Annotated in this window: 11 protein-coding genes; 2 read left to right on the top strand and 9 right to left on the bottom strand. The window is 67.1% G+C overall.

What is annotated here, in order from left to right:
* Positions 1–74 precede the first annotated feature (74 nt).
* Positions 75–1,514, top strand: coding sequence for a M20/M25/M40 family metallo-hydrolase (locus tag AC3WJB_RS10085; RefSeq protein WP_492681157.1), 1,440 nt, complete (start codon positions 75–77; stop codon positions 1,512–1,514).
* Positions 1,515–1,742: 228 nt separating this feature from the next.
* On the opposite strand, the gene AC3WJB_RS10080 is transcribed toward AC3WJB_RS10085, so the two are convergent.
* Both AC3WJB_RS10080 and AC3WJB_RS10075 read right to left on the bottom strand, forming a co-directional pair.
* Positions 1,743–4,853 carry an efflux RND transporter permease subunit gene (locus AC3WJB_RS10080; protein ID WP_492681155.1) on the bottom strand — a complete coding sequence of 1,037 codons (3,111 nt, stop codon included), beginning with the start codon at positions 4,851–4,853 and terminating at the stop codon, positions 1,743–1,745.
* 4 nt (positions 4,854–4,857) lie between these two features.
* Entirely contained in the window at positions 4,858–5,976 is a 1,119-nt protein-coding gene (locus AC3WJB_RS10075) for an efflux RND transporter periplasmic adaptor subunit (RefSeq protein ID WP_492681153.1), read from the bottom strand.
* Between the two features lie 288 nt (positions 5,977–6,264).
* Here AC3WJB_RS10075 and AC3WJB_RS10070 point away from each other — a divergent pair, with 288 nt between their 5' ends.
* Positions 6,265–6,783: an O-acetyl-ADP-ribose deacetylase gene (locus AC3WJB_RS10070; RefSeq protein ID WP_492681151.1), complete on the top strand. Its 519-nt coding sequence runs from the start codon at positions 6,265–6,267 to the stop codon at positions 6,781–6,783.
* Positions 6,784–7,434: 651 nt separating this feature from the next.
* Here the strand turns inward: AC3WJB_RS10070 and AC3WJB_RS10065 are convergent.
* The 7 genes from AC3WJB_RS10065 to AC3WJB_RS10035 all read right to left on the bottom strand — a co-directional run bounded on the left by AC3WJB_RS10065 (position 7,435) and on the right by AC3WJB_RS10035 (position 16,889).
* Complete coding sequence (locus AC3WJB_RS10065) at positions 7,435–9,153, bottom strand: BatD family protein (protein WP_492681149.1); 1,719 nt, start codon at positions 9,151–9,153, stop codon at positions 7,435–7,437.
* On the bottom strand, positions 9,153–10,997 hold the full coding sequence (locus AC3WJB_RS10060) for a tetratricopeptide repeat protein (RefSeq protein WP_492681147.1): 1,845 nt from the start codon (positions 10,995–10,997) through the stop codon (positions 9,153–9,155). The genes AC3WJB_RS10065 and AC3WJB_RS10060 overlap by 1 nt, the downstream gene beginning before the upstream one ends.
* Entirely contained in the window at positions 10,994–11,980 is a 987-nt protein-coding gene (locus AC3WJB_RS10055; protein WP_492681145.1) for a VWA domain-containing protein, read from the bottom strand. Before AC3WJB_RS10055 ends, AC3WJB_RS10060 begins: the two co-directional genes overlap by 4 nt.
* Positions 11,973–12,503: a DUF4381 domain-containing protein gene (locus AC3WJB_RS10050; RefSeq protein WP_492681143.1), complete on the bottom strand. Its 531-nt coding sequence runs from the start codon at positions 12,501–12,503 to the stop codon at positions 11,973–11,975. The genes AC3WJB_RS10055 and AC3WJB_RS10050 overlap by 8 nt, the downstream gene beginning before the upstream one ends.
* A complete protein-coding gene (locus AC3WJB_RS10045; protein WP_492681141.1) occupies positions 12,500–13,441 on the bottom strand; it encodes a DUF58 domain-containing protein in 942 nt (313 codons plus the stop codon). The genes AC3WJB_RS10050 and AC3WJB_RS10045 overlap by 4 nt, the downstream gene beginning before the upstream one ends.
* A complete protein-coding gene (locus AC3WJB_RS10040; protein WP_492681139.1) occupies positions 13,438–14,433 on the bottom strand; it encodes an AAA family ATPase in 996 nt (331 codons plus the stop codon). Before AC3WJB_RS10040 ends, AC3WJB_RS10045 begins: the two co-directional genes overlap by 4 nt.
* A gap of 203 nt (positions 14,434–14,636) precedes the next feature.
* On the bottom strand, positions 14,637–16,889 hold the full coding sequence (locus AC3WJB_RS10035; RefSeq protein ID WP_492681137.1) for a type IV pilus secretin PilQ: 2,253 nt from the start codon (positions 16,887–16,889) through the stop codon (positions 14,637–14,639).
* Positions 16,890–16,929 lie beyond the last annotated feature (40 nt).

Raw genomic sequence — 16,929 nt, 5'->3', positions numbered from 1 at the left:
CTGCTCCGGACACCCGGAGCAGGACGGGGCGCCCAACTCGGGCATAATCGGCGTTCCTAGAACGGGAACACCCGATGCGCCATCTCCCACTTGCCCTACTGCTCGGCAGCACGTTACTGGCGTCCGCCATCGCCAGCGCCACCAGTACCACGACGATACCTGCCGCGGCCGTCAAGACGGCCGAACAGCTGCGCGACCAGGCGTTGCACGACGACACCGGTTACCGCATCGTCGAGTCGCTGACCACCGAGGTCGGTCCCCGCATGGCTGGCAGCGCCGGCGACCAGCGCGCGCGCGACTGGACGCTCGCGAAGTTCAAGGCGCTCGGCTACGACAAGGTCTACACCGAGCCCGTCACCTATCCGTTGTGGGAGCGCCGCGGCGAGAGCGGCGCCATCGTCGCGCCATTCCCGCAGCCGCTGGTGCTGACTGCGCTGGGCTACTCGCCCGGCACGCCAAGAGGCGGGCTTACCGCCCAGGTGGTGAAGTTCGACAGCCTGGATGCGTTGAAGGCGGCGGACCCAGGCCAGGTGAAGGGGAAGATCGTCTACATCGGCTACCGCATGCAGCGCGCAAAGGACGGGCACGACTACGGCATGGGTTCGGCCGCGCGCACCGCTGGTCCGGTCATCGCCGCGGCCAAGGGCGCGGCCGGCTACCTGCTGCGCTCGGCTGGCACCGACGCGCACCAGCGCATTGCGCATACCGGGGTCACAGGCTTCACCAAGGCCGAGGGCGCAATCCCGGCCGCGGCGCTGTCCAACCCCGACGCCGATCAGCTCGAGCGCATCCTTGCCTATGGCAAACCCGTCACCGTCAAGCTCGACCTGGATTGCGGCATCGTCGGCGAATACACCGGCGCCAACGTGATCGGTGAGATCACCGGCCGCAAGTATCCCAACCAGGTGGTCGCCATCGGGGGCCGCCTGGATTCCTGGGATCCGGGTACGGGCGTGATTGACGACGCGGCTGGTGTTGCCATTGCCATGGCCGCCGGCAAGCTGATCCGCGACCTGCCGGAGCGCCCGGAGCGCACGATCCGCGTGATCGCGTTCGCGAACGAGGAAATGGGCCTGTGGGGCGGCAAGGCCTACGCCGAAAAGCATGCCAGGGACGTCAAGCAGTTCCAGCTCGGCACCGAGTCCGATTTCGGTGCCGGCAAGATCTGGATGATGACGGCGAGCGTCAAGCCCGAGGCACGCGGCGCGATCGAGCAGATCGCACAGGTGCTGGCGCCACTCGGTGTCGCGTACAACGCCAAATACCCGGGTGGCGGTGGTTCAGACCTTTCGCAGATGCACGCCAAGGGCATGGCCGCGCTGAGCCTGGTGCAGGACGGCACGCATTATTTCGACTGGCACCATACCGCCAACGACACGCTGGACAAGATCGATCCCGCCGAACTGGCACAGAACGTCGCGGTCTATGCCGCGTTCTCCTACATGGCGGCGCAGGCCGACGGTGACTTCGGCTCCGGCCCCGGCGCTTTCGCCAGCGACCCCGTCGAGGAATAGACCCCTTACGCCCCACGGGGCTGATTCGCCAGATCCTGGTCTCGCGGCCCGTCAGCCCGTCGCCGAAGCCCGCTGCCGCTCGCGCTTTTTCGATAGTCGATCAAGAGCTTTTTCGCGCGCCGAAGGAGGGCGAAACGCTCTTGATCTACTACCGGTACGGCAAGGTCCCGCAGCGGGAGCTGCGGTCGCGAGTGGTGACCACGAAAGGCCGCGTCCTCGGCTTGGGGCTTACATCGCCGGGACGGGCTTGCCGGCGCGGCGTCGGAAGCGCTGCTGCAGTCGATCCATGTAGAGATAGATCACCGGCGTCAGGTACAGCGTGAGGATCTGCGAGAACACCAGGCCGCCGACCACTGCCAGGCCAAGCGAACGGCGGGTCTCGGCGCCCGCGCCAAAACCGATGGCAATTGGCAGGGTGCCGGCCATCGCAGCCATGGTGGTCATCATGATCGGGCGGAAGCGCACGCGGCAGGCATCGAAGATTGCCTGCGCCGGAGCCATGCCTTCGTCGCGTTGCCGCTCCAGCGCGAAGTCGATCAGCATGATCGCGTTCTTCTCGGCAATGCCGATCAGCATGATGATGCCGACGAACGCGAACAGGTCGAGGTTGGCGCCAAACAGCAGCAGGGTGAACAAGGCGCCAACCGCCGCGGCCGGCAACCCGGACAGGATCGTCAAAGGATGGATGAAACTCTCGTACAGGATGCCCAGCACCAGGTAGATCACGAACACTGCGAGCAGCAGCAGCACGCTCATGCCCTGCATCGACTGCTGGAATGCCTGGACCGAACCCTGCACGCTGCCGCTGACCGTTGCCGGCAGGCCGATATTGCGAACGGCCTCCTGGATTTGCGTTACCGCGGTACTCAGGCTGACTCCGGGGGCAAGGTTGAACGAGACCGTCACGGCCGGCAACTGCCCCTGATGATTGACGGTCAAGGATTGCGGCACGCGCTTGAACGTGGCCACGGCATTGAGCGGCACCAGCGCACCGGTAGCGGACGTGACGTAGAGCTGCGACAGGATGCCGGGGTCATTTTGCAACGGGCGCGCCACCTGCATGATCACCCAATACTGGGTTGCCGCGCCGTAGATGGTGGATACCTGGTTTTGCCCAAAGCTGGCGCCCAGCGCACTCTGCACCTGGGCCATGGTCAGACCCAGCGGCGCCAGCTTGTCGCGTTCGACCTCGACCATGATCGAGGGGCTGTTCAAGTTGAGGTCGTTGGTGACGTCCTCAAACCCAGGTAACGTGCGGAATGCGTCGGTGACCTTGCCACCCCACTGGTACAACTCCGCCAGGTTGGCCGACTGCAAGGTGTACTGATACTGGGCCTTGGAGATGCGGCCGCCAATCCGGATCGCCGGCTCGTTCTGGATGTAGGAGCGGATGCCGGGCACCGTGGCCAGCTTCGGGCGCAACTCGGCAATGATGCCATCCGGATCGAGCTTGCGTTCGCTGGCCGGCTTCAGCACCAGGGTGATCGAACCGTTGTTGATCGTGGAACGCGGCCCGCCGCCACCCACCGTGGACAGATAACTCGCGATATTGGGATCCTTGGCCACGATGTCCGCCAGTTTGCCCTGGCGCTCGACCATGCTGGCGTAGGCGATGTCTGGCGGCCCTTCGGTGTTCACGTGGAGCTGGCCACTGTCGCCGGCCGGGATGAAATCCTTGGGCACGAGGTAAAACAACCCCACCGTGGCCACCAGGCACGCGGCAAACATCGCCAGCACCAGGTGGGGCCGCTGCATGGCCCAGGACAGGCTGCTTACATAGCCATCGCGCACCGCACTGAAACCCCGGTCGAAGCCGGTGACCAGCCAGTTGCGCCGTTGCCCGTCGCCGTGCCCGGCGCGCTCGGCGGTGACGAAGCGGCTGCACAACATGGGCGTCAGCGTGATGGCCACGAGACCGGAAAACAGGATCGCCACGCTGATCACGATCGCAAACTCGTGGAACAACCGCCCGACGATGCCGCCCATGAACATCACGGGGATGAACACCGCGATCAGTGACAGCACCATCGAGATGATGGTGGAGCTGATTTCGCCCGAGCCGCGCACGGCTGCCTCATACGGCGGCACGCCAGCTTCCATGTGGCGCACGATGTTCTCCAGCATGACGATCGCATCGTCCACGATGAAGCCCACGGCCAGCGTCAAGGCCAGCAGTGACAGGTTGTCCAGGCTGTAGCCGAGCGCATACATCACGCCGAACGTACCCAGGATCGAGATTGGCAATGCGACCGCCGGAATCAGGGTGGCCGACAGGTTGCCCAGAAACAGGTAGATCACGAACACCACGAGTACACCGGCCAGCAGCAGCGTGAACTGCACGTCATTCACGGACGCGCGGATCGATTGCGAACGGTCGTAGTGCACTTTCAGCGACACCGAAGGCGGCAGGCCTGCGCGGAATGCCGGCAGTACCGCCTTGACCCGCTCCACCGTCGCCACGGTATTGGCGCCGGGCTGGCGCTGGATCGCCAGGATGATCGCGCGCTGCCCGTTGTACAGGCTCACGCGCTGGTCGTCCTGCACGCTGTCCTGCGCGGTGCCGATATCGCTGACGTGCACCGGCGCGCCATCGCGATAGGCGACGACGACGTCGTTGTAGGCGTCCGCACGCTGCAACTGGCCATCGCTGCGTATCGGCAATTGCTGGCGGTTGCCATACAGGGAGCCGGTCGACTGGTTGACGTTCGCCTTGGCAATCGCGCTCTGCACCTGGTCGATGCCAATGCCGCGCGAAGCGAGGCGGTCGGGATCGACACTGACGCGCACGGCATATTTCTGCGAGCCGTACACATTCACCTGCGCCACGCCCTCGATCATCGACAGCTGCTGGGCCAGCTCGGTTTCCGCGTATTCGTTGACCATGGTCAGCGGCAGCGTCGTCGAACTCATCACCAGGTACAGCACGGCCGAGTTCGCGGGATTGATCTTGAAGTACGTCGGCGGCGACGGCATGTCGCGCGGCAACTGGCGCGTGGCGGAGGAAATGGCCGCCTGCACGTCCTGCGCCGCGCCGTCGATGTTGCGATCCAGGTTGAACGTGAGCGTGATCGAGGTCGAGCCGAGCGCGCTGGTGGACGTCATCGAGTCGATGCCGGCAATCCGCGACAGCGCGCCCTCCAGCGGTGTGGCAACGGCCGACGCCATGGTTTCCGGCGATGCCCCGGGCAAGCTCGCGCTGATGTTGATCGTGGGAAAGTCCACGTTCGGCAATTCGTTCACCGGCAACTGCGGATAGGCCGCGATGCCAAAGACGATCAACGCGATCATGACCATCGAGGTCATGACCGGCCGCTGGATGCACAGGTGCGGAATGTTCACGGCGTCACCCTTGCGTGATCTGGACCGGACTGCCGTCGACCAGCATCATCTGGCCTTCGGTCACCACCTGCTCTCCGTCCCGCAAGCCCTTGTCGATCACGGCCCGGCCTTGCGCGGTGGGGCCCAGCGTCACCGGACGCTGCTGCACCTTGCCATCCGCGCCCACCACGAAAACGAAGCTGCCATCGGTCGAGCTTTGCAAGGCGTGCACTGGCACGCTCACCACATCGGTCAAGCGCGTGGTCGGCAACTGCACCTGGACGAACTGGCCCGGTGTGAGCCGATGCGCGGCGTTGTCGAATTGCGCCTTCAACACGATCGTGCCGGTGGCGACGTCAACGGCGTTGTCGATGAAGTCGAGCTTGCCCGAGAGCGGCTCTTCCCGGTCGCCGGCGACGGTCACCTGGACGTTGAGCGGCCCCGATTTCCCGGCCGTGCGTACCGCCGGCAAGCTGTCTTCGGGGATGTTGAACGCCACCCGCACCGGCTCGATCTGGTTCAGCACCACGATGTCGGTGGCGCTGTCGGTAATCTGCGCGCCCGGGTACACGAGGGGAGCGCCAGTGATGCCATCGAACGGCGCCACGATGCGCGTGTAGTCGACCTGGGTCTGCGCCAGTTCCTGCGCGGCCTGGTCGCTTTGCAGCGTCGCCTCGGCCACCGCCAGGTTCGCCGAATAGAGATCGTAATCGGACTTGGAGACGAAGCCCTTGCCGAGCATGTCGGCATAGCGCTGCTGGTCCGCCTTGGCCTTCTGCAGCAGCGCGCGGTCGCGCGCCACGCTGGCCCGCGCCTGGTCCAACTTGGCCTGCAGCAAGTGCGGGTCGATCTGCGCCAACAAGTCGCCCTTGCGCACCTGGGCGCCGGGCTGGAACGCCAATGACTGCAACTGGCCGGACGTCCGTGCACGCACGGTCACGGTCGACCAGGCCTCGACCCGGCCCACCACCTTCAGCGACAACTCGAGGTCGCCCTTGCTTGCGGCAACCACCTCCACCGGTACCGGCGCCCCGATCCGCTGCGGCGCCGCTTGCCGGCCCGCCTTGCCGCCGCCCACGAAATGCAGCGACACAGCGACTACCACGACGCCAGCCGCCAACATGGCGATTTTCTTCCACACCATACAGATTGATCCCAAGTGTCCCTGAACCTGCGGCCAGTCGCGCTTCCGGCCGCAGGCCACTGCTGGCAAACTGCCTGAATCAGACACAACGCGTTGGTGAAGGTTGCGTTGACCGCAACTCCACCAAAAGTGTCCAACCAGGATGGTCGCCACCTGGCACAGGCATCACCCTGCGCGCTGGGGTCTGGCGGCCTAAAATGGCCATCCTAACAGGATATCAAGTGCCGGCGGCGCCGGTCACGCTTTGGTCCGCAACGCCCCTAAGCCCTCTGGCAAGTGCAGTCCGCCATGTCCATCACCCTGATCCAGGCCGACATCACCACACTCGCGGTCGACGCCATCGTCAACGCGGCGAACCCGAGTCTTTTGGGCGGTGGCGGCGTCGATGGCGCCATCCATCGTGCTGCCGGCGCGCGCCTGCTGCAGGCCTGCCGGGCCTTGCCGGAAATCACGCCGGGCGTGCGCTGCGCGAGCGGCGATGCCAAGCTCACTCCAGGCTTCGACTTGCCTGCGCCCTACGTGATCCATGCCGTGGGACCCATATGGCATGGCGGCATGCGGCATGAGGCGCAGCTCCTCGCCAGTTGCTACACCCGGGCCATGCAGCTGCTCGAGGAGCAGCAGTTGCACTCGATTGCCTTCCCCGCCATCAGTTGCGGGGTCTATGGCTATCCCGCACCGCTGGCCGCGGCCGTCGCCGTGGCGGCATTGCGCGCGGCCTTGGCGGACAGGCCGGCGGAGGTCGTGCTATGCAGCTTCAACGCCACCATCCACCGGGCCTTCCAGGCCGCCTTGGAGAACGCCTGAACAATCTGCTCTTGATCCTCATTCCCGCAAAAGCGGGAGGTGTTTTTCAACAGACGAAGTCTGGTCATCCAATGCTTTTCGCTCCCTGGACCTCGCCGGATTCCGGGGCAAGAGCCTGGATTCCCGCTTGCGCGCACTGCTGTCCGGAACGTTTTCGGAACCGCCTTTGCTTCATCTACGGTATTGTGCCAGGACGCCGAAACCCTACCTGGCGTCATTCCCGCGAAAGCGGGAATCCAGTGCTTTGGCCTTTGCAGACACCTAAAAGCACTGGATCCCCGCTTTCGCGGGGATGACGATGGAGGTTCGAGGGTCTGGGTAAGACAACGGGGTGACTACCTTTTTTGAGTCCAGGTTGCGCGTGACAGCCGTCCAGCCTTGCGTCGCCACATCTTCGGTGTCGCGGCACGAATTTATTCCGGACAGCAGTGCGCTTGCGCGGGAATGACGAGGTAGGTAGTGCGGCGGATCCCCGCTTGCCCAGCTTCGCTGTTGTGAAGCGCTTTCGCGGGAATGACGTCGCCAGATCACACTTTCCTTGGATGGTGCGACGACGCCCGGGCGCCGCCCCCGGGCGCGGTGCCCGGGACAGGCCCGCGGGATACTTGCCTGGGCTCCCTGGGCACCGCGCCCGGTGCAGCGGTGGCGCGCTCAGTGCAGCTTGAACGGGTACAGCGGCGCCAGACCGTCGCGCCGTTCGTCACCCGCCGCAGCCTTCCAGGCAAAGCCACGCTTGAACAACCGCGCGAGGTCCACGCCGCCAGGCGCAGCCGGTTGCCCGGCATAGACCTGCCGCTGCAGGCCGGCCACGGCCTCGCGTTGCGCAGCGTCATCCAACAGGTCCAACACATCGCCCAGGCTGCGGACGGCCGGCCGTTCCGCCCGCGCCCAGGCCAGCAGGCTGTGCGCCTGCAAGACCGCATCGCTGCCGCGCGCCGCCGCCAGGAAGCGCAAGCGGCCTTGCCGCGCCGAGGCGCGTTCTGCGGTCGCCGGCCCAACTGGTGTTGGCCCGGGCGCGGAGCCACCCCGGCGAAGTCGCCGCCACCACCATGCCGCCGCGCCCACCAGCAGCAACCCCAACGCTCCCGCGGCGATCCAAGGCCACGCCCAGAACCTGCTTGCCGTCCCCGATTCCCGACCGGCTACCCCGTGCGCAGCCGCAGTCGATGCCGGGGTGGAGGCCGCCGCGGCTGGCGGCGCTACGCCGCTGCTGCCAAGTGCGGGCAGCACCGTCAGGCGGTGCGCGGCAACCTGCGCGACTTCCACGCGACCGGTGAGCACATTCCACCACTGCACGGTGATCGCCGGTACGGTCAACGTACCGCCCTGGCTGGGCACCAGCGCAAACGTCCGCTCGCGCTGACCACGCAGCCATTGCCCTTCCGGTTGCGTCTTTTGCTCCGCCTTGCCTGGGTAGACCGTTGCCCCGGTGATGGCCGGCATACTCAAGGTGGGCAGCACCTCGGCCGGCAAGCCGGTGGCGCGCATGGTCAGGGTGAGGTTCACCACCTGCCCCACGCGCACCGGATGCTGCGCGTCCGGCCAACCATCCATGGCCAGGCTCAGGTCGCGCGCCGGCAACCAGTCAGCGCTGCCCCAGGACGCTGGGGGTGCCTGCACCTCGATGGACAGCGCTGGTGCGCTGGCCGAGAGTGGCGTGGCGGAGCCAAAAAAACTGTTCGGGTCCATCGGGTCGGCCGAATCGCCGCGGAAACCAGTGGCCGGTATCTCGACCCGACCCGCCCGCTGCGGCGTTAGCGCATAGCGGCGTTCCAGCACGTGGTAATCACGGCCGCCGCGTTGCGCCTGGTAATTGAGGTCGTTGCCCAGCTGGCGCACGTCCATGCCGTCCACGCCGGGTGGGTCCAGCGTGCCGCTGCTGATGTTGACCGCGTAGTACAGGCGCTGCACGTAACTGAACTGCTCGCCGACGTAGCCTTGCGCAGGGGTGACCTGCGCCTGCATGAACACGTCGCCGCGCGCGCGCGCCGCCGCATCCGGCTTGGCTGGATCAACCGTCAGCTGCAGCGGCGCGGTATGCCCGCCACCGACGTTCAAGGTGGGAATCGTCAGCGTACCGACATGGTTTGGCCTCAAGGCCACGCCTATGGTCATGGTCGACGACGCCTGGCCATTGACCACGCTCACGCTATGGTTTTGCGAAGTGCCGAGTATGGTGAAATCCTGTTGCAGCGCTTGCAGGTCGGGCATGGCGATGCTGCTGCCGGCGCCCTGCACTTGCAGGTTCAGGGTGACGGTTTCGCCGAGCTGCACGGTGTTCCGGTCCAGCGTGGCCTGCACTCCGGCCGCCCATGCCGAGAGCGGCGCAAACAGGGCAAACAACGCAGCGGCAAGCCAAGGCCGGGGCATCACGGCTGCGACCCTCCACCATCGCCCGCCATGCGCTGCTGATATTCCAGCGCGAACTTGCGCCGCAGCAGCGCGCCAGGATCGTCCGGTACACGTTGCAGGGCCTGGCGCAGGGCTGCCGGCAGCTTGGCCTGTGGGTCGTCCGCCTCCAGCGCACCCAATTGGTGCCCGGCTGGCTGCGCCGGCTCGGACTGCCCGGCCAAGGCCTGATCCATCTGCTGCTTCAAACCGCGCTGGGCCTCGGCCGTTTGTGCCTGCTGCGCGGCGCGCTGCTCCGCCGTCTGCGGCTGCGGCGGGTGGTCGCCCTGGGTTGCGTGGCGGTCACCCTGCTTGCCTGACTGGTCCTGGCTGGACGATTGGTCCTGTGGCGACTGCTGGCCTTGCTCACCGCTGCCGGCTTGTTGGTGTTCGCCATCCTGCGCCGACTTCTGCTCGCCCTGCTTGCCCGACGATTGCTGTTTGCCCTGTTGCGACGGCTGCCGCTGCTTGCGCAGCCACTCCTCCAGCGCCTGACGGTTGGCGCGCGCATCCGCATTGCCGGGATCGAGCTTGAGCGCCTGATCGTAGGCGGCGATGGCCTGGTCGTACTGGTGTTGCCGGGCCAGCGTATTGCCCAGGTTGTAGGCGCCATTGGTACCCGAAGCTCCGCGGAACGCCTGCGCCGCAGCCGCATAATCGCCGGCGCGGTACGCCGCGGCCCCACGCAGCGCCGGGTCGCGGGCCAGTTCCTGCGCCAGCTTGGGCTGCCCATCGCGCAAGGCCTGCGCGGCCTGCTGGTCCGGGCGCTGCCACCAGTCCGTCCACCCCGCCGCCATGGCGGGACCCGGTACCATGGGCAAGGTCGCGAGTACCACGAACAGCAGCCAGCCGCGGCGAAAGCCCAGGGCCACCAGCAACAGCAGCGGCAGCAGCAGCCAGGGTCCCTGATCCTGCCAGGCATCGCTGGCCTGGTCGGTCCTTGCCTTCGCGCGCACCGTACGCAAGCCAGATTGCAAAGCACGGACGTCGTCGCCGTTGGCGGTCATCACCTCGTAACGCCCACCACCCGCAGCGGCGAGGCGAGACAGCGCCGCATCGTCCCGCGGTGCCAGCGTCAGGCGGCCTTCGCCGTCGCGCAGAAAGTCTCCACCAGGCAGCGGCACGGGACCGCCCTGCGCGCTGCCGGCGCCCAAGACCGAGACCTGGACGCCGGCGGCGCGTGCCGCCTGCGCTGCCGCCTCGGCCGCCGCGTCGGCCTGGTCGGTAATCAGCACCAGCATGCCGCCCCCAAGCTTGGCCTCTTCGATCAGCTGCACGCCCTGCGCAATCGCCTGGGCGGCATCGTTGCCCGACACCGGCATGGTATCCGGCGCCATGGCGTCGAGCAGGTCGCTCAGGCTGTGCGCATCGGCCGTGAGCGGAGCGACCACGAAGGCCGCACCCGCGTAGCCGATCAGCGCATTCAGGCCATCGCGGTTGCCCTCAAACAAGGCGTGGGCTTTTTGCCGCGCACGGTCGAGCCGGCTCGGCGGGGTGTCGCGGGACAGCATGTCCTGCGCCAGGGAGATCGCCACCACCTGTGCAGCGGGGTTGGCGTACAGCGGTTCGCTGACCCGGCTCCAGGTCGGGCCGGCCAGGGCCAGCGCGCACAAGGCCCAGCCCAGCACAAACAGCCATCCGGCCAACTGCCGGCGACGTTCCCCATCGCTCAGTACCTGCGGCAGGAGCTCGGCGTCGACCAGGCGCGCCAGCTGCCGCCGAGCGCTGCCCGCGCGCAGCGCCAGCCAGGCGGCCGGCGGCAGCAGGGCCAGGGTCGCGAGCCACCAGGGGCGCAAGAAATGGAACTGCTGCCAGGCCTCGATCATGTTGCCGGCTCCACCGCCAGGCGCGAACGACGCGCGGCCATGGCGGCCAGCAGCAGCACCATGGCGGCGAGCAGCGGCCAACGGAACAACTCGTGTCGCGGGCGCAGGCTCGGACCCTGCTGGGCGATCGGCTCCAGGGCATTGATCGTGCGGTAGGCATCGGCCAACTCGCCACTGTCGGTGGCGCGGAAGAAGCGGCCACCGGTCTCGGTCGCCAGCGTGGTCAACATGGCCGCGTCCAGGTCGGCGGACGGGTTGACCAGCTGGCTGCCGAAAAAGTCCGGGACGCGCATGCGCGTGGCGCCGATGCCAATGGTGTAGACGCGCACGCCAGCGGCCTTGGCTGCCCGCCCTGCCTCACGTGGAGTGATGTGCCCGGCGTTGTTCACCCCATCGGTGAGCAGCACCAGGACGCGCGCCTGCTGCGGCAAGGCGGAGAGCCGCTTGACTGCCACGGCAATCGCGTCGCCAATGGCGGTTTCGGTACCGGCCAGGCCGACGACTGCCCCCTGCAACTGGGCGCGTACCGCGGAGAGGTCGTAGGTCAGCGGCGTCACCAGGAAGGCCTGGCTGCCGAAGAGGATGAGGCCCACCTCGTCGCCGCCGCGCCGGCTGATGAAATCGCCAGCAATCGCCTCGACAGCCTCGAAGCGGTTGACCTGCTGGCCGCCCAGCACCATGTCCGGCGTCTGCATGCTCCCGGACAGGTCGACGGCCAGCATGACCGCACGGCCGCTGTGCTGCAGCGCCTGCGGCGGCCCCACCCATTGCGGGCGCATGGCCGCGGCGACCAGGCACAGCCAGGCCAGGACCAGGAGCGAGGCAACCAACCGATCGCTGCCGGTAGCCACCAATTGACCGATGTGCAAGCCAGGCTGCGGCAGGCGCAGCGCAGCACCCGGCGTGGCCACCGGCAGCCACCGCCGCAGCAGCCACGGCAAGGGCAGGAGCAGTGCCAACCACGGCCAGGCGAACTCAGGCATCGGTGGCCACCGCAGGCTTCCAGTGGCGTGGCCGCACGGCAAGAGCGAGCCAGGCATGTACCGCCGCAAGCGCCTGTGCCGAGTCAAATGCCACGTCATCCCGGTACATGGCCTGCTCCAGCGCCAACAACTGCTGCAACACGCCCGGGGCCACGGGCACCCGTTGCAGGGTTGCCCGCCAGGCCGCTCCCTGCTGGCGCACGGCGGCCGGGTCATGCAGGCGCGCCACCCGCCGCAGCAGTTCATGCAAGCCAGTGGCTAGGCGCACGTCGTCGGCATCCCGGGCGTGCCGCAGGCGACAGGCTTCCAGCTCCCGCCATACCAGCCGCCGCGCCCGCAGGCGGCGTCGCGCGTAACGCCATACCAAAGCGACCGCGAACAACATGGCCAGCAGCAACACGGCCAGCAGCCACCAGCCGGGAGCCGGTGGCCACCACGACGGATCGGCTGGTACATGGATGTCACGCAGCTCGGGCGCGCCCGCGGGATTTGCCTGGAGTTGCCCCGTCGCTTGCCACATCATGAACGCGGCCTCCGCACCGGGTGGAGCGTACGCGTAGCGGCTGCGCAGGCGTCGGCTGCGCCATCGACTTCCACGCAAGGGCAACCCAAGGCCGTGGCGGCATTGCGTAGCCGTACCGCGCCGGCGCCGAGCATCCGCAGCAAGGAGTGTTGTTGAGCTGACGAACGCAGGCTCACCAGACCGCGGTGGCCATGGTTTTCCAATGGGTAATTGCCGGCACGCACCGGATTCAGTTCCATCGCATCGGCGACCAGCACGAAGCCGAGCCCACCGCGCCGCGCCAGCTCACGTAGCGGCCCTTGCGCCGCCGCATCGAAACTGAAGCCGTCGCTGATCAGGATCACGCGACTGGCCAGTTGCAGTGAGCGCCGCAAACGCCGCAGCGCCGCAGACAAGGCCTCACCCTGGCCCGCGGGAGTCACGCCATCCCATCGGGCCAAGGCACCGCAGACAGCCAGCGCGCCACGCAGGCCGGCCGTCGGCCGCAATACCTGGCCCGGACCGGCGCCAAAGCCGACGACGCCAATCCGGTCACCCGCTTGGGTCAATTGCCAGGCCAGTGCCGCAACGACGCGTGCCGCCTGCACCGACTTGAACCGCCCACGGGAGCCGAAACGCATGCTTGCGTGCGTATCCAGCACAAGCAGCGTGCTGCTCTCGCGGTCCTCCTGGAACAACTTGGTATGCAGCTTGCCGCTGCGCGCGGTAAGCCGCCAATCGAGTCGCCGAACGTCGTCACCGGCCTGGTAGACGCGCGATTCCGCGTAGTCCATGCCGCGCCCAAACAGGCGCGTGACATGCTGTCCACCCTGTGTGGTGCGGGTGACCTGCGTTGCGACGCGCCCGCGTCCCGCGCATTCGCGCAGGGCAATCAGGGCCGGCAGCGAGACCGCAGTGCGGTCGACATCGACCATGGGGTCATGGGCCAACGCAGTCACGGCAAGGGCACGAGATCCAGCAGGCGGGTAATCACCTGGTCGGCATGCACGCCTTCGGCCTCGGCTTCATAGCTCAGCAGCACGCGGTGGCGCAGCGCCTCGTGGGCGATGCCGTGCACGTCCTCAGGCAAGACGTAATTGCGACCGGCCAGCCAGGCGTGCGCGCGGGCGCAGCGATCCAGTGCAATCGTGGCGCGCGGGCTGCCGCCCCAGGCGATCCAACGCTTGAGCTCGAGTCCGTAGCGCCCGGCATCGCGCGTGGCCAGGACCAGTTGGGTCAGGTACTCCTCCAGCGCCGGAGCCATATGGACGGCCATGACCGCGGCGCGCGCGGCAAACACCTGATCCTGGCTGAGCAGTGCGGACGGCGCGGAACGCTGCTCGGCCTGGGCGCCGGCCTGTTGCCGCGCGAGGCGCAGGATTGCCAGTTCCGCCGCCGCGTCAGGGTAGGCGATCGTCACATGCAGCAGGAATCGGTCCAACTGGGCCTCGGGCAGCGGGAACGTGCCCTCGTGCTCGATCGGGTTTTGCGTGGCCATGACCATGAACAGTTTCGGCAAGGGCCAGGTACTGCGCCCCACGGTGATCTGCTGCTCGCCCATCGCCTCGAGCAAGGCCGACTGCACCTTGGCCGGCGCCCGGTTGATCTCGTCGGCCAGCACGATGTTGTGGAACAGCGGCCCACGCTCGAACTCGAAGCTGCCGGCCTGCGGGCGGAACACGTCGGTGCCGGTGAGGTCGGCAGGCAACAGGTCCGGGGTGAACTGCACGCGATGGAAGTCGGCATCGATCCGCGCGGCGAGCGCCTTGACCGCCGTGGTCTTGGCCAGGCCGGGTGCGCCCTCGACCAGCAGGTGACCGTCCGCCAGCAAGGCGACCAGCAGGCAGTTGATGAGCCGTGGCTGGCCGATGACGCAGGTCTCAAGGTCCTCCCGAAGCGTCGTAAAGCGCCGCTGCAACTCGGTCGACACAGGCTCTTCGGGCATATCCATGGGCAGGCGCTTCCTCGCGATAATGACGCTCGCCAAGCCGCGGATGATCCGCGGCCGCACGGCGATGAGGGACAGACCATAACAGTCCCCGGAAGTTTAACAACACCATGGCCGCCGTCGGCTGCGCGCGTGAGGACCTGCCCATGAACAGGAAGGCGGCCGCAGCCGCCTTCCCGTTCAGCGCAATGCAGCGACGACCGGACTCAATGCACCGAGTCGCTCAGGATCCGTGGCGTCACGAAGATAAGCAACTCCGCCTTGCTGTTGGTGCGCGAGGTGGAACGGAACAACGCCCCAATGCCCGGGATGTCACCCAGGCCCGGCACCTTCGTGGTGGAGTTGTTCTTGTTGATTTCATAGATGCCGCCAAGCACCACCGTCTGTCCGTTGTCGACCAACACCGAGGTGTTGATCTCACGCGTGTTGATGGTCGGGATCTTGCCACTGCCCGGGGCATCCACGTAGCCGTCCAGCGCGTCCTTCTTGACGTTGATCGCGAGGTACACGCGATTGTCGGCGGTGATCGTCGGCGTCACCTTCAGCTCCAATACCGCATCCTTGAACTGCACGGTCGCCGTGCCGCTGCCGGCACCCTGCCCGCCCGAGTTCTGGAACGTGACGTAGCCGATCTCCTGGCCCTGGCGGATCACCGCCTCCTGCTGGTTGGCGGTGATCACGCGCGGACTGGAAATGACCTCGCCGCGACCTTCGGTCTGGGCGGCCGACAACTCGAGGTCGACCAGGTAGTTCTTGCCCAGGATCGCCAGGCCCAACTGGCCCGCCGTGGTGCCGGTCACCGGCAGGTTGACGTTGAAGCCGCCGGTCCCGGCAGTCTGATACGTGATCGCACCCGGACGCGGCAGTGGGCCTGTGCCGCCGTTGCGGTTGAAGTTGGCGACGTCATAGGCATATTGCGAATTGACGTTGTTCCGGTTGATCGCCAGGCCCGCGGCGTTCGTGCCGGTCGGGCTGGTGCTGACGACGTTGCCGCTGGCCGTGGTGTGGTTCGCCTGTACGCCCCACCGCACGCCAAGGTTGCGGGTGAAGTCGTCGGTGGCCACCACGATCCGCGACTCGATCAGGACCTGCTGCACAGGCCGGTCAAGCACCTCGATCAGCTTGCGCACGTCGGCAATCTTCTGCGGCGTGTCGTTCAGCAGCAGGGTGTTGGTGCGGTTGTCGAACGAGGCACTGCCGCGCGGCGAGAGGAAGCCACGCTGCATGCCACCGCCGGCGACACCGACGCCGCCACCACCTTGCATGCTGCCGGTAGTGAGCAGCTTGGCAATATCCGCCGCCTTGCCGTAACTGATCGGAATGTACGCGCTGACCAGCTCGGCGGTGTCCTGCGCCTTCAGTTTGGCTTCGGCCACGTTCTGCTCGTACTTCGCCAGTTCGGCCTGCGGCGCGATCCAGATCACGTTGCCGTCACGCCGCTTGTCCAGCCCCTTGGCCCGCAGGATCACATCCAAGGCCTGGTCCCAGGGCACGTTGACCAAACGCAGGGTGACGCTGCCACCGACGGTGTCCGCCGCCACCAGGTTGAGCCCGGAGATGTCGGCCACGAGCTGCAGCGCCGAGCGCACCGGGATGTCCTGGAAGTTGAAGGTGACCCGCTTGCCGTCGTAGACGGGGGGCTTGCCGGCCGCGGCCAAGGCCGCCGGGCTGACGTCGGCCTTCTTCGGCGCCACTTCGACGACGTACCGGTTTGCAGTCTGGTAGGCCGAGGTATCCACCGGCCCCTTCACCGCAATCTCCATGCGCGCGCCGCCGCCAATCCCCGGCTTGGTCACGATCGACTGCACGGGCGTGGCGAAGTCCAGCGTATCCAGGCGCTGCTCAAGTCGCTTGGGCAGGTTCGCGTGGGTGATGTTGACGATCACCTTCTCGCCGTCGCGGCTCATGTCCGCGTTTGCCCCGGAGCCGCTGAAGTCGATCAGCACCTGGCCCTGGCCGTCGGCGCCGCGGCGAAAATCGATATTGGCGATTGCCGGCCCGGTTGCCGCCGAGGGCAAGGCCTTGCTTGGATCGATCGTGGATGCCGTGGTCACCGATTCCCCAGTGGTGCCGTTGTTGACCACCAGCACCAGCTGCTTGCCCTCGACATGTGAACGGTAGGTCGACTCACGCATCAGCTCGACCACGACGCGCGTGCGGCCACCGGCCGCCACCGCGGAGACGCCGGAAGTGGAGCCCTTGCCGATTTCCAGGTGCCGCGATGCCTCATTGCTGGTGTCGGGAAAATCGACCGCGATGCGCGGCGGATTGTTGGTGGTGAAGATGCGCGGTTGCGGCACCGGGCCATTGCCGAAGTCCATGTGCACCGCAATACGGCCGCCAGGCAACGTGTCATAGGTGATCTTGGTCAGCGTCGAAGTCGCCGCCGCAGCCAGGCTGGCCCAGCCCGTGCCGACGAGCAGCAACGCCAGCCACGCGCAGCGGAGCAAACGATGCATGCCACGGCCTGGCACATAGCGGATTTGGTTGGTCATCGCA

This window comes from Rhodanobacter sp. FW510-R10, assembly GCF_058781105.1.
Note: the sequence above shows the minus strand (reverse complement) of the source record. Positions and strands in the feature narration are given on the sequence as shown.